Genomic DNA, 13,424 nt, shown 5'->3' on the forward strand with positions numbered 1-13,424 from the left:
AATGCCCGTTTTTCCGTCGCCGGCTCCGCGCGGCTCTCTTCGCCTTCCGTAGCCCTCCGTAATCCGCCAGGTGTTTGGACGGGGCGGCTTTGACGTGCTGGAATTCCCTGAACTCAGCAGTAGCGCAGGCGCAGTACGTCCGAAGGCGTCGCGCACCGAGAGGTGAGAAGTCGAGTGAGGCGAACGACCAGGGGTACGCCGGGCCCGGCGGCGGAGGGGTCCGAGGGGGGCGGCTCCACGCAGTCGCGGGGCAACTTCACCCCACCGCCGCGCCCCGCCGCGCCCCGCGGGCCGCAGGGTGCGCCGCCGCGTCCGGTGCCTGCCACCGGTGGTGGCAGCCGGTGGTCGGCGCGCAACTGGCGCGTGGCCACCCGGCTGAACGCGATCCTGCTCATACCCGTGCTCGTCGCCCTCGTCTTCGGCGGCTTCAAGGTCGAGTCCGATATCGCCGCGTGGCAGGACGCCAAGGAGGCCCAGCGTACGGCCGAACTCGTCGAGGCGGCAGCCGATTACGGCAACGCCCTCATCGACGAGCGCGACAGGACCGCCGAGCCGCTGCTGAAGGGGAACGGAGACGCCTCCGAGGTCAAGAAGGCCAGGGACGACACGGACGCGGCCGCCAAGAAGTTCAAGCGCGCCGCCTCCCACCTGCCGGACAACCCCGGGCTCAAGCGCCGGCTCGCCGCGTTCGAGAAGGCCGAGCCGAAGCTCCCCGCTCTGCGCACCGCCGCGTTCTCCGGGGAACTGAGCGGGGTGCAGACGGAGGAGGGCTATGTCGACGTCCAGCATCCGCTGATGGAGTTCGCCAACGAGCTGGGTCTGGGCACCGGCAACATCACCTCCTACGGCCGCACCGTCTACGCCATCTCGCTGGCCAAGGCCGCCGAGTCACTCCAGCGCTCGCTGGGCACCCACCTGCTCGTCAAGCCGGGGCCCTCGGCCAAGGACAAGCAGGCGCAGCTCACCGCGCTGGCCTCCTACCACTACCTGGAGCGCATCGCCCTGGGCGAGTACACCTCCGGCGGCCGCCCCGAGGATGTGGGCCTGCTCAAGGAGCAGGTCGCCAAGGCCAAGAAGGCGGGCGGCGCGCGCATCCAGGCAGCACGTGAGAAGGCGACCGCGAGCGGGCGGAAGTTCGTGGCGCCGCCCTCCATGGACGCGATGGTCAAGGCCATCGGCTCCGGTGCGAGCGCCCGTGAGCTGCGCGCCAAGGGCATCACCACCGACAGCTGGTTCGCGACCTCCACCGCCACGTTCGACGCCTACCGTGCCGTGGAGTCGAAGCTGACGCGCGACGCGGTCGCGGAGACGGAGAGCATCGCCTCCGACGCCCGCCGAGACGCGATCATCAACTCCGCGATCGTGCTGGTGGCGCTGTTGCTCGCGTTCGTCGTGGCCGGCCGGATGGCCCGCGCCATGAGCCTGAACATGCGGGCGCTGCGCGCGGCGGCCTTCGACGTGGCCCAGCAGCGGCTGCCGATGCTCGTCGACCAGCTCTCGCGTACGGACCCAGGCCGGGTGGACACGCGGGTGGCGCCCATTCCGCTCACCAGCAGGGACGAGATCGGCGAGGTCGCCCGCGCCTTCGACCAGGTGCACCGTGAGGCCGTACGGCTCGCGGCCGAACAGGCGATGCTGCGCGGCAACGTCAACGCGATCTTCACGAACCTCTCGCGGCGCAACCAGGGCCTCATCGAGCGCCAGCTCGGCCTGGTCACGGAGATGGAGAACAGCGAGGCCGACCCGGATCAGCTGGAGAAGCTCTTCCGGATGGACCACCTCGCCACCCGCATGCGCCGCAACGGCGAGAACCTGCTGGTCCTCGCGGGCGAGGAGCCGGGCCGCCGCTGGACGGAGCCGGTGCCGCTGGTCGACATCCTGCGCGCGGCCTCCTCCGAGGTCGAGCACTATGAGCGTATCGAGATCACCGGCATCCCGGAGACGGACATCCACGGGCAGGTCGTCAACGACCTGGTGCACCTGCTCGCCGAGCTGCTGGAGAACGCCGCCTCGTTCTCCTCGCCGCAGTCGAAGGTGCGGGTGACCGCGACGCGGCTGCCGGACGGCCGGATGATGGTCGAGATCCACGACAAGGGCATCGGGCTGACGGCCGAGGACTTCGCGGACATCAACCACAAGCTCGCCAATCCGCCCACGGTGGACGCCGCCGTGTCCCAGCGCATGGGCCTGTTCGTGGTCGGCCGGCTCGCCGACCGGCACGGTATCCGCGTCCAGCTGCGGCCCTCGGGTGAGCAGGCGGGCACCACCTCGCTGGTGATGCTGCCCGACGTGATCACCCACGGCGGGGGAGGGGAAGAGCGCCTCGACGAGGACTTCACCGTCTCCCGGATCGTCCCCGAGCACCAGCACGAGTCCCCGCGGCCGGTGCGCGACGACTCTCGCTCGGCCGCGGAGCTGGGCTTCGACGACTCGCGCTACGGCGCCTCGGTCCCGTCCGCGCCGAGGGGCCCCGCGGACGACCGGCGATCCCTCGCCGCGGAACCCCAGCAGCAACCGCTCTTCCCCGAGCAGCAGGGCCCGTTCACGGGTCAGGAGGGCGTGCAGGGCAGTACGGGTCACGTCGGACAGGCCCACGGCGGGCAGCCGTACGACGCGCAGCACCAGGTGCCGCAGATACCCGACCCGTTCGGGCTGCCCGGGGGCGGCGGCCAGGGGGGCGGCTACCCGCAGGGCTTCGAGCCCTCGGGCGAGATCGCCGCGCAGCAGTACGCGGGCGCCGGGCACGACCAGCAGTTCGCTCAGCAGTACGAACAGCCCTACGCTCCCGCGCAGGACCAGGATCCCTTCGGCCGCCCGCACGGCCGGCCCGAGGCGACCGGGTACCCGCAGCCCTTCGACGGGTCGGGCGCGGGGCTCCCCGGCGCCCCGGAGCAGCAGGCCGCCAGGGCCCAACTCGACCCGTACGAAAGCCAGTACGGCTCGCCGCAGCAGGAAGCGGAATCCTCCGTCGGCATGGCCCAGACGGATGCCGAGCGCGTAGGCTTCGACCGTCAGGGTCCCCTCCCGAGCAGCTATCGCACCACCACCGAAGCGGGCCTCCCGCGTCGTGAGCCGGGGCGAGCGCAGCAGGAAGGGGACGCGGGAACGGGAGGCCCGGGCCTGGCGCCAGGCGGGCAGGCCCCGTCCGCGGAGCCCGCGCGGCCCTCGTCGCCGGACGGAACCGGAATGCCCCGGCGGAACGAGAACGACGAACGCTGGGACAGGGCGGGCCAGTTGCGGGACCCGCAGGCCGGTGGGACCACCACCTCCGGGCTGCCGCGGCGGGTGCCCAGGGCCAACCTGGTCGCGGGCGCCGCCGAGGAGAACCAGCGGGGCGGCCCCTCGGTCTCCCGCGCGCCCGAGGACGTGCGGGGCAGGTTGAGTAATCTGCACCGCGGCATCCGCCAGGGGCGCACGGCGGGGGACCCCGACCAGACCGACCGACAGGGCTTCGGCCCCGGCAGCACCTACGATCAGGAGCGTTAGTGTGAGCCCGATGAGCCAGGCGGCGCAGAACCTGAACTGGTTGATCACCAACTTCGTGGAGAACACCCCCGGGGTGTCCCATACCGTGGTGGTCTCCGCCGACGGACTTCTGCTCGCGATGTCCGAGGGCTTCCCCCGCGACCGCGCCGACCAACTGGCGGCGGTCGCCTCGGGACTGACCTCGCTGACGTCCGGTGCGTCGCGCATCTTCGAGGGCGGCGTCGTCAACCAGACCGTGGTGGAGATGGAGCGCGGCTTCCTCTTCATCATGGCCATCTCCGACGGTTCCTCGCTCGCCGTCCTCGCCCACCCGGAGGCCGACATCGGTCTGGTCGGCTACGAGATGGCCCTGCTGGTCGACCGTGCGGGAGGCGTCCTGACCCCGGATCTGCGGGCGGAACTGCAGGGCAGTCTTCTCAACTAGGGCACAACTGACCCGCGGCCGTGCGCATCGCGTCCGGGCGCCATAAGGTGCCGTCAGCGCAGACGGCCGTATGTCCGTGAGTCGGAGGAGGAAACGTGGCAACGCCCCCAGGAGGTCCGTCGTCGTACGGCAGTGGTCATGCCGACCAGCCGCAGGACGTCCAGTCGGCCGCGGCCCCGGGCGGGGACGCGCCCTTCCTGAACCGTTTCAACTTCCCTTCGGCGCCCAGCGAGCACGTCCAGCGGCCCGCCGGACCCGGCGGCCCCCAGCCGCACGCGCCGCACCAGGGTCAGCAGCAGCCGCACCAGGGTCAGCAGCCGCCCGGGCAGCCGCTCCACGGGCAGCCTCCGCACCCCGCCCAGCCCCAGTACGGCCAGCAGCCGCCCCACCAGGCCCAGCCTCCGCACCCGGCGCAGCCGGACCAGGGGGCGCAGCAGCCGCAGCCCCACCCCCAGTCGCCGCACCAGGCTCCGCAGCCCCAGCAGCGGCGACCCCAGCAGTCCCGTATCCAGCCGGTGCAGCCCACGCACGGTGAGATGTCGGCCGCCAACGAGCGCGGCGTCGAACACTCCCCGCCCCCGCAGCAGCCGCTGGTGCGCCCCTACGCCATGACGGGTGGCCGGACCCGTCCCCGCTACCAGCTCGCCATCGAGGCACTGGTGCACACCACGGCGGACCCCGCCCAGCTCCAGGGCCAGCTCCCGGAGCACCAGCGGATCTGCCGCCTGTGCTACGAGATCAAGTCGGTCGCCGAGATCTCCGCACTCCTGACCATCCCGCTCGGCGTCGCCCGGATTCTCGTCGCCGACCTGGCCGAAGCGGGGCTCGTGGCCATCCACCAGCCCGGTGGCGACGAGACCACCGCCGACGGCCAGCCAGACGTGACACTGCTCGAAAGGGTGCTCAGTGGACTTCGGAAGCTCTAGCGCCGGGCCCGTCGGGGATACGACAGCCCGTTCGACGACCTCCGCGAAGATCGTGGTGGCCGGCGGCTTCGGCGTGGGCAAGACGACCTTCGTCGGCGCGGTCTCGGAGATCAACCCGCTGCGCACCGAGGCCGTGATGACCTCAGCCTCGGCCGGTATCGACGACCTCACGCACACGGCCGACAAGACCACCACGACGGTGGCGATGGACTTCGGCCGCATCACGCTCGACCAGGACCTGATCCTGTACCTGTTCGGTACGCCGGGTCAGGACCGGTTTTGGTTCATGTGGGACGACCTGGTGCGCGGTGCCATCGGTGCCGTGGTGCTGGTGGACACCCGCCGGCTGGCGGACTGCTTCCCCGCGGTGGACTACTTCGAGAACAGCGGGCTGCCGTTCGTCATCGCCCTCAACGGGTTTGACGGGCACCAGCCCTACTCTCCCGAAGAGGTCCGCGAGGCGCTGCAGATCGGCCCCGACGCCCCGATCATCATCACCGACGCCCGCCACCGCGCCGACGCCAAGAGCGCACTGATCACCCTGGTGGAACACGCGTTGATGGCGCGGCTGCGCTGAGGAGCGCGCGGCCGGCCCGTCCAAGGGCACCTCGAGAAGGCAGTCCCGGAGAGCGAGGGGGCGGGGCACGGGCCGAAAACACCCGGCCCCGCCCTGCGCGCCCGGTGGAATACGCTGGGGTCCCAGCCATTGACACCGGTACCAAAGGACCCCCGTGCGCATCGCAAGATTCTCCCTGGACGGAACCGTGGGTTTCGGCGTCGTGGAGGGCGAGCCCTCGACCTCCGAGGGCCCCGTCCTCGACATCATCAAGGGCCACCCCTTCGCGGAGTTCGAGCGCACGGGCCACAAGCTCCCCCTGAACAAGGTGAGGCTGCTCCCGCCGACCCTCCCCAACAAGGTCGTGGCGATCGGGCGGAACTACGCCGAACACGCCAAGGAGATGGGCAACGAGGTCGACGAGACGCCGGTCACCTTCTTCAAGCCCTCGACCTCCGTCATCGGCCCCGGCGATCCCATCGCCTACCCCTCCTTCTCCTCCGAGCTGCACTACGAGGCGGAGCTCGCCGTCGTCATCGGCCGCATGTGCAAGGACGTGCCCCGCGAACGCGCGCGGGACGTCATCCTCGGCTACACCTGCGCCAACGACGTCACCGCGCGCGACGTCCAGCGCACGGAGAAGCAGTGGGCCCGCGCCAAGGGCTTCGACAGCTCCTGTCCGCTGGGCCCGTGGACGGAGACCGACCTCGACCCGGCCGACGTCGGCATCATGTGCACGGTGGGCGGCGAACAGCGCCAGCTCGGCCGTACCAGCGAGATGGTCAGGTCCGTCGAGGACCTGATCGTCCACATCACGGAGGCGATGACCCTCCTGCCCGGCGACGTCATCCTCACCGGCACCCCCGCGGGTGTCGGTCCCCTGCACGTCGGCGACGAGGTCGCCGTCACCATCGAAGGAATCGGCACTCTCACCAACAAGGTGATCAAGCGTGACTACTGAGTTCTCCGGGAGGGAAGGGACCGCGGGCACGGACGTCCGCGTACGTTTCTGTCCCTCCCCGACCGGCAACCCCCACGTGGGCCTGGTCCGTACCGCCCTGTTCAACTGGGCGTACGCCCGGCACACGGGCGGCACCCTGGTCTTCCGCATCGAGGACACCGACGCGGCCCGCGACTCGGAGGAGTCCTACCAGCAGCTGCTGGACGCGATGCGCTGGCTGGGCCTGGACTGGGACGAGGGGCCTGAGGTCTCAAGGGACGGCTTCGTCGCGGGCGGCGGCCCGCACGGCCCCTACCGCCAGTCCCAGCGGATGGACATCTACGCGGACGTCGCGCGCAAGCTGCTGGACGGCGGCTACGCCTACCCCTGCTACTGCACGGCCGAGGAGCTGGAGCAGCGCCGCGAGCAGGCCCGCAAGGAGGGCCGCCCCTCCGGCTACGACGGCGCGTGCCGCGACCTGAGCGGCGAGCAGATCGCCGCCTACGAGGCCGAGGGCCGCAGCCACGTCGTCCGCTTCCGGATGCCGGACGAGCCGATCACCTTCACCGACGCGGTACGCGGCGAGATCACCTTCCAGCCGGAGAACGTGACCGACTACGGCATCCTGCGTGCCAACGGCGCCCCTCTCTACACGCTGGTGAACCCGGTCGACGACGCGCTGATGGACATCACGCACGTCTTCCGCGGCGAGGACCTGCTCTCCTCCACCCCGCGCCAGATCGCCCTGTACTGGGCGCTGATGGAGCTGGGCATCGCCAAACGGGTCCCGGAGTTCGCACACCTGCCCTATGTCATGGGTGAGGGCAACAAGAAGCTCTCCAAGCGCGACCCGCAGTCCGCGCTCAACCTCTACCGGGAGCGCGGTTTCCTCCCCGAAGGGCTGCTCAACTACCTCTCCCTGCTGGGCTGGTCGATCTCCGAGGACCGGGACATCTTCTCGCGGGACGAGATGGTCGCCGCCTTCGACATCCACGAGGTCAACGCCAACCCGGCGCGCTTCGACCTCAAGAAGTGCGAGGCGATCAACGCCACGCACCTGCGGGAGCTGCCGCTGGGCGACTTCGTCGCGGCCTGCGCGCCGTGGCTGAAGGCCCCCTACGCGCCGTGGCCGGCGCAGAACTTCTCCCAGCAGGCGTTCGAGGAGCTGGCTCCACTCGCCCAGACCCGGCTCACGGTGCTCTCCGACATCACCGACAACGTCGACTTCCTCTTCCTCGACCAGCCCGTCGAGGACGAGAAGTCCTGGCAGAAGGCGATGAAGGAGGGCTCGGCCGACCTGCTGCGCACGGCGCGCGGCAAGCTGGACATCGCCGACTGGACGTCCGCCGACGCGCTCAAGGAGGCCGTGCTGGCCGCCGGTGAGGAGCACGGCCTCAAGCTGGGCAAGGCCCAGGCGCCCGTCCGCGTGGCCGTCACGGGCCGCACCGTGGGCCTGCCCCTGTTCGAGTCCCTTCAGGTGCTGGGCAAGGACCGCACTCTGGAGCGGGTCGACGCGGCCCTGGCGAAGCTGGACTCGTAGGCCTTGGACGGAAGACGGTGCTCCGTGGCGGGCCCGGCGGAACTCGTTTTGGAGCACCGTCTTCCATCGGGTAATGTTCTTCCTGTCGCCGAACGGGGCAGGCCGAAAAGGCCGGATCCGGAGGCGGCCACCCAGACAAGATCCCCGCAGCCGGTTGCGGTTCAGGGGTTGCGTTTCGGTGGGCTATGGTGTAATTGGCAGCACGACTGATTCTGGTTCAGTTAGTCTAGGTTCGAGTCCTGGTAGCCCAGCAAGGTCCGCGCGCAGGTCACGCCCTCCGTGAGATCGAGGCCCCCGTTGTGTAGCGGCCTAGCACGCCGCCCTCTCAAGGCGGTAGCGCCGGTTCGAATCCGGTCGGGGGTACGGATTCCGTCCGACAGGCCGGGATCGCAGGTAGGGCCCCCGTTGTGTAGCGGCCTAGCACGCCGCCCTCTCAAGGCGGTAGCGCCGGTTCGAATCCGGTCGGGGGTACTCGATCACGAAGGCCCCGCACCTCGGTGCGGGGCCTTCGGCGTTCTCACCACTCCTCCGGCCGCCCGGTGCGCCGGGCCGACTCCTGGGCCTGCGCCAGCCGCCGCAGGGCGAGCAGTACGGGCTCGTGCAGCACTGTCAGCGCCACACTCGCCTCCACCTGCTCCTCCTCGCTCGTGAAGTGCTCCAGCATGTCCAGATCCGCTTCGGCGGCGCGCTCCGCGGCCCGGGCGTAGGGCAGCAGTCCTTCCGCGTCGTGCGGGTAGCCGAGGCCGGCCAGCGCCGCGACGGTGCGCACCAGGGCCTGTCCCGGCGGGGAGTCGAGGTCCTCCGATGGCCAGCCGAGCCGCTGGAGCAGCGCTGCGACCTGCGTGCGGGCGGCTGCCGTCTCCTCGGCCGTGGCCTCGCGGGTGCGTGCGGGTGCGGGCTGGGGTATGGCCCATACCGCGGCGCCCAGCCTGTCGTGCCGGGTGAGTCCCTCGTCGTCCACGGCGGCGAGCACCTCACGCGCCGTGGCCACCGGGACGCCGCCCACCTGGATCAGCGCGCGCACCAGCCGTAGCCGGCGCAGGTGCGTGCCGTCGTACTCGGCCTGGGTGGCGCTGAGTCGTCGGCCCGGTGGAAGGAGGCCCTCACGCAGATAGAACTTGATCGTCGCGGTGGACACACCGCTGCGGGCGCTGAGTTCGGCCAGCCGCATCGTTTCTCATTTCCCCTGGCGCTCACGTCTGGATAGTGTCACTATCCAAGCATGGGTAGTGACACTATCCAAAGCGTCGGCCCAGGGAGGGGTCTCATGAGTGATGCCGTACTGCGGGGGCGGATGACGGCCGAGGCGGAGGGAGACGTGGTGGTCTTCCTCATCGGCATGCGGATCAACCGCTTCCGGGCGGTTCGCGCGTGGCTGCCGGTGTTCCGGGCCATGCCGCGCATGATGCGGGAACTGGCGGCCGAACCGGCCCACGGGTTGCTCGCCCACAGGGTCCTCCTCAGTGGGCCGCGCGAATTCGCCGTGCTCCAGTACTGGGAGTCCACCGGCAAACTGCTGTCCTACGCCTCGGCCGGGGACCTGGAACACCGGCCGGCGTGGGCCGCGTTCAACCGCCGGGCCAGGGCCGCCGACGGCGCGGTCGGCATCTGGCACGAGACGTACGCGGTGCCCGCGGGCTTCCGTGAAGCCGTCTATGTCGACATGCCGCGCTACGGACTGGCGGCGGCGCACCAGGCGGTGCCCGTCAGGAGCGGCCGCGACCGGGCCGCCCAGCGGCTGGCGGCCGGAGCGGAAGCGTGACGCCCGACGTCACCGGGCGGTCCCGCGGCGCACGATCCGCCCGGGTCGTCCGGTGACGTCGCGGAGTGTGCGGTGTCCCTCACACGCCGGACCGCGTCCGCCGGCTCGGAAGTCGGCGGACGCGGTCCGGTACGCGACGGAGCGGCCGGCGGTGCGGCCGGCCCGTGAGGGGCGTCAGCTCGGGCGGCGCAGGGACTCGCTGAGGCGGGCAGCGGCGTCCACGATGGCCTGGGCGTGCATGCGGCCGGGGTGGCGGGTCAGCCGCTCGATCGGGCCGGAGACGGAGACGGCGGCCACGACGCGGTTGGAGGGGCCGCGCACGGGCGCGGAGACGGAGGCGACGCCCGGTTCGCGCTCGCCGATCGACTGGGCCCAGCCCCGGCGCCGTACGCCGGAGAGCGCGGTGGCGGTGAACCGGGCGCCCTGCAGCCCGCGGTGCAGCCGCTCGGGCTCTTCCCAGGCCATCAGGATCTGCGCGGCCGAGCCCGCCTTCATCGGCAGCGTGGAGCCGACCGGGACGGTGTCGCGCAGCCCGGAGAGGCGTTCGGCGGCGGCGACGCAGATGCGCATGTCACCCTGGCGCCGGTAGAGCTGGGCGCTCTCGCCGGTCACGTCCCGTAGGTGGGTGAGTACGGGGCTCGCCGAGGCGAGCAGCCGGTCCTCGCCCGCCGCCGCGGCCAGTTCGCCCAGCCGCGGGCCGAGTATGAAGCGGCCCTGCATGTCGCGGGCCACCATGCGGTGGTGTTCGAGGGCCACCGCCAGCCGGTGCGCCGTGGGGCGCGCGAGCCCGGTCGCGGAGACCAGCCCGGCGAGGGTGGCCGGACCGGACTCCAGAGCGCTCAGTACCAGAGCCGCCTTGTCGAGAACGCCGACGCCGCTAGAGTTGTCCATGCGTCGATACTCGCGTCTCATAGTGTGAAACGCAAGTTCAATTTTCCGGGCGACCCGCCAACCTTGAAGGACGGCCGCCGCTCCTGGGGGTCCCCCCCCCGGCCGAAGGCTGGGGCGGCGGAAAGCATCTCGACATGTGGTCGGCAGCGCTGCCGGCCGGAGGGAAAGCGATGGGACGCACACTCGCGGAGAAAGTCTGGGACGACCACGTCGTCAGGCGCGTGGAAGGCGAGCCGGACCTGCTCTTCATCGATCTCCACCTGCTCCACGAGGTGACCAGCCCGCAGGCCTTCGACGGCCTTCGCAAGGCGGGCCGCGGCGTGCGGCGCACCGACCTGACCCTCGCGACCGAGGACCACAACACCCCGACCCTGGACATCGACAAGCCGATCGCCGACCCGGTCTCACGCACCCAGCTGGAGACGCTGCGCAAGAACTGCGCCGACTTCGGCGTCAGGCTGCACCCGCTGGGCGACGTCGAGCAGGGCGTCGTCCACGTCGTCGGCCCGCAGCTGGGGCTGACGCAGCCGGGCACCACGGTGGTCTGCGGCGACAGCCACACCTCCACCCACGGCGCCTTCGGGGCGCTGGCCTTCGGGATCGGCACCTCGCAGGTCGAGCACGTGCTGGCCACGCAGACGCTGCCGATGGCGCCGTTCAAGACCATGGCGGTCACCGTGAACGGCGAGCTGCCCGAGGACGTCACCGCCAAGGACCTGATCCTGGCGATCATCGCCCGCATCGGCACCGGCGGCGGCCAGGGCTATGTGATCGAGTACCGCGGTGAGGCCATCGAGAAGCTGTCGATGGAGGCCCGGATGACGATCTGCAACATGTCCATCGAGGCGGGCGCCCGCGCCGGGATGATCGCCCCGGACGAGACGACCTTCGCCTATGTCGAGGGCCGCGAGCACGCCCCGCAGGGCGAGGAGTGGGAGGCGGCGGTCGCCTACTGGAAGACGCTGCGCACCGACGAGGACGCCGTCTTCGACCACGAGGTGGTCATCGAGGCCTCCGAACTGGCGCCGTTCGTCACCTGGGGCACGAACCCGGGCCAGGGCGCCCCGCTGTCCCAGGCGGTGCCGGACCCGGCCACCTTCCAGGACGTCAGTGCGAAACTGGCCGCCGAGAAGGCCCTGGAGTACATGGGCCTGAGCGCCGGTCAGCCGCTGCGCGAGGTCACCGTGGACACCGTCTTCGTCGGCTCGTGCACCAACGGCCGCATCGAGGACCTGCGTTCGGCGGCCACCGTGCTGGAGGGCCGCAGCGTGGCGGACGGTGTGCGGATGCTGGTGGTACCCGGCTCCGTCCGGGTGGCGCTGCAGGCCGTCGAGGAGGGGCTGGACAAGGTGTTCACCGCCGCCGGCGCCGAGTGGCGGCACGCAGGATGCTCGATGTGCCTGGGCATGAACCCCGACCAGCTCCAGCCGGGTGAGCGCGCCGCCTCCACCTCGAACCGCAACTTCGAGGGCAGGCAGGGCAAGGGCGGGCGCACCCACCTGGTGTCGCCGCAGGTCGCGGCGGCGACAGCGGTACTGGGCCATCTGGCCTCGCCCGCCGACCTGGCCGACGTACGCGAACCGGCAACGGTCTGACAAGCGCAAGGCACCCGAGGGAGACGCAACAGATGGAAGCCTTCACCACCCACACAGGCCGGGCCGTACCGCTGCGCCGCAGCAACGTCGACACCGACCAGATCATCCCCGCGCACTGGCTGAAGAAGGTCACCCGCGACGGTTTCGAGGACGGGCTGTTCGAGGCCTGGCGCAAGGACCCTGACTTCGTGCTCAATCAGCCGGCCCACCAGGGCGCCACGGTGCTGGTCGCGGGCTCCGACTTCGGTACGGGATCCTCGCGCGAGCACGCGGTCTGGGCCCTGCAGAACTACGGCTTCAAGGCCGTCATCTCCTCCCGGTTCGCCGACATCTTCCGCGGCAACTCGCTGAAGAACGGCCTGCTCACGGTCGTGCTGCCGCAGGAGACGGTGGACGCGCTGTGGGAGCTGACGGAGGCGGAGCCGACCGCCGAGGTGACCGTCGACCTGGTGAACCGCAAGGTCGTGGCCCCCGGCGTCGAGGCGGACTTCGAGCTCGACGAGAACGCGCGCTGGCGGCTGCTGGAGGGGCTGGACGACATCAGCCTCACCCTGAAGAACGAGGAGGCCATCGCGGAGTTCGAGGCCTCCCGCGCGGCCTTCAAGCCCCGGACGCTGGCCGCCTGAGCCCCCTTCACCGCCTGTCAGAACCTCTCCGCGCCCCCGCCGCAATCCGGTGGGGGCGCGGTGCTGTGCGGGCGGGCCGCGGGGGCTCGGGGATGCGGGGGCCCGGGAAGGCGGTGCCGTAGTGACGCGCTGACGCAGACAGGAGCACACGTGCGCCACTGAATGACGTGAATTAGTCTTGACGTCGGCTCTTGTCGCACCAAAGAACAGTGCCGTTCGCGACGCGCCAGCCCGACTCGTCGCGAGGGGGTCAACTCGGCTGCTGCCCAGTCGAGTTGCCGTCCACACCTCGTGAGGACCCGCCCGACGTTGACCCGCTGGAAGCGACAACTCACCCCAGATGGCACAATCACCGCATGGAACGCGACGGTCAACTGGAGATCTACGACCGACTCGCCGCCCGACTCAAGGAGGCGCACTCCCGAGTGCGCTCCCCGCAAATCCCACAGAGCGCACGGGTCGCGCTGACCCGGAAGCTGCTCGTCATCACCGCGGCTTCCAAACACGATCTCGCCGATGCCGAACGGCGTCTGGAGCGTCTGATGGCCGACCTCGACGAGGGACGATTCACCGCAGGGCGGGGGGACGTGTGCGCGGACGGAACTCCGTGACGGGCGAGTTCGTTGCGACACAAGGGTGATTCGCCCGTTTCGTGTTTGATTTGCGGTATATATCTGC

General features: G+C 70.8%; 12 protein-coding genes and 3 tRNA genes. 13 read left to right on the plus strand and 2 right to left on the minus strand.

What is annotated here, in order from left to right; genetic code table 11:
* Positions 1-174 precede the first annotated feature (174 nt).
* The 9 genes from DTL70_RS24485 to DTL70_RS24525 all read left to right on the plus strand — a co-directional run bounded on the left by DTL70_RS24485 (position 175) and on the right by DTL70_RS24525 (position 8,343).
* The gene (locus DTL70_RS24485; RefSeq protein WP_114024109.1) at positions 175-3,486 is read left to right on the plus strand and encodes a sensor histidine kinase; all 3,312 of its coding nucleotides are present in this window, start codon (positions 175-177) and stop codon (positions 3,484-3,486) included.
* 10 nt (positions 3,487-3,496) lie between these two features.
* Positions 3,497-3,910: a roadblock/LC7 domain-containing protein gene (locus DTL70_RS24490; protein ID WP_037792627.1), complete on the plus strand. Its 414-nt coding sequence runs from the start codon at positions 3,497-3,499 to the stop codon at positions 3,908-3,910.
* Positions 3,911-4,005: 95 nt separating this feature from the next.
* Positions 4,006-4,836, plus strand: coding sequence for a DUF742 domain-containing protein (locus DTL70_RS24495; protein WP_114024110.1), 831 nt, complete (start codon positions 4,006-4,008; stop codon positions 4,834-4,836).
* Positions 4,817-5,413, plus strand: a complete 597-nt coding sequence (locus DTL70_RS24500; protein WP_114024111.1) for a GTP-binding protein — start codon at positions 4,817-4,819, stop codon at positions 5,411-5,413. The genes DTL70_RS24495 and DTL70_RS24500 overlap by 20 nt, the downstream gene beginning before the upstream one ends.
* Before the next feature lie 154 nt (positions 5,414-5,567).
* Entirely contained in the window at positions 5,568-6,353 is a 786-nt protein-coding gene (locus tag DTL70_RS24505) for a fumarylacetoacetate hydrolase family protein (RefSeq protein ID WP_114024112.1), read from the plus strand.
* Entirely contained in the window at positions 6,343-7,872 is a 1,530-nt protein-coding gene (gene gltX, locus DTL70_RS24510) for a glutamate--tRNA ligase (protein ID WP_114024113.1), read from the plus strand. Before DTL70_RS24505 ends, gltX begins: the two co-directional genes overlap by 11 nt.
* A 179-nt stretch (positions 7,873-8,051) precedes the next feature.
* Positions 8,052-8,123: transfer RNA gene (locus DTL70_RS24515), tRNA-Gln, on the plus strand.
* A gap of 39 nt (positions 8,124-8,162) precedes the next feature.
* A tRNA-Glu gene (locus tag DTL70_RS24520) sits at positions 8,163-8,235 on the plus strand.
* Positions 8,236-8,270: 35 nt separating this feature from the next.
* Positions 8,271-8,343: transfer RNA gene (locus DTL70_RS24525), tRNA-Glu, on the plus strand.
* A 46-nt stretch (positions 8,344-8,389) separates the two neighbouring features.
* On the opposite strand, the gene DTL70_RS24530 is transcribed toward DTL70_RS24525, so the two are convergent.
* Positions 8,390-9,043 carry a MerR family transcriptional regulator gene (locus tag DTL70_RS24530; protein ID WP_114024114.1) on the minus strand — a complete coding sequence of 218 codons (654 nt, stop codon included), beginning with the start codon at positions 9,041-9,043 and terminating at the stop codon, positions 8,390-8,392.
* 96 nt (positions 9,044-9,139) lie between these two features.
* Here DTL70_RS24530 and DTL70_RS24535 point away from each other — a divergent pair, with 96 nt between their 5' ends.
* Positions 9,140-9,634: a DUF4188 domain-containing protein gene (locus DTL70_RS24535; RefSeq protein WP_114024115.1), complete on the plus strand. Its 495-nt coding sequence runs from the start codon at positions 9,140-9,142 to the stop codon at positions 9,632-9,634.
* 174 nt (positions 9,635-9,808) lie between these two features.
* Here DTL70_RS24535 and ndgR read toward each other — a convergent pair whose 3' ends face one another.
* On the minus strand, positions 9,809-10,525 hold the full coding sequence (gene ndgR, locus DTL70_RS24540; protein WP_114024116.1) for an IclR family transcriptional regulator NdgR: 717 nt from the start codon (positions 10,523-10,525) through the stop codon (positions 9,809-9,811).
* A 170-nt stretch (positions 10,526-10,695) separates the two neighbouring features.
* Here ndgR and leuC point away from each other — a divergent pair, with 170 nt between their 5' ends.
* From leuC to DTL70_RS24555, 3 genes are all read left to right on the plus strand, one after another.
* The gene (leuC, locus tag DTL70_RS24545) at positions 10,696-12,120 is read left to right on the plus strand and encodes a 3-isopropylmalate dehydratase large subunit (protein ID WP_114024117.1); all 1,425 of its coding nucleotides are present in this window, start codon (positions 10,696-10,698) and stop codon (positions 12,118-12,120) included.
* 32 nt (positions 12,121-12,152) lie between these two features.
* Complete coding sequence (gene leuD, locus DTL70_RS24550) at positions 12,153-12,746, plus strand: 3-isopropylmalate dehydratase small subunit (RefSeq protein ID WP_114024118.1); 594 nt, start codon at positions 12,153-12,155, stop codon at positions 12,744-12,746.
* 356 nt (positions 12,747-13,102) lie between these two features.
* Complete coding sequence (locus tag DTL70_RS24555; protein ID WP_114024119.1) at positions 13,103-13,357, plus strand: SCO5555 family protein; 255 nt, start codon at positions 13,103-13,105, stop codon at positions 13,355-13,357.
* Positions 13,358-13,424 lie beyond the last annotated feature (67 nt).

It is taken from the genome of Streptomyces diacarni (genome assembly GCF_003323715.1).
In the GTDB taxonomy this organism is placed as follows: Bacteria; Actinomycetota; Actinomycetes; order Streptomycetales; family Streptomycetaceae; genus Streptomyces; species Streptomyces diacarni.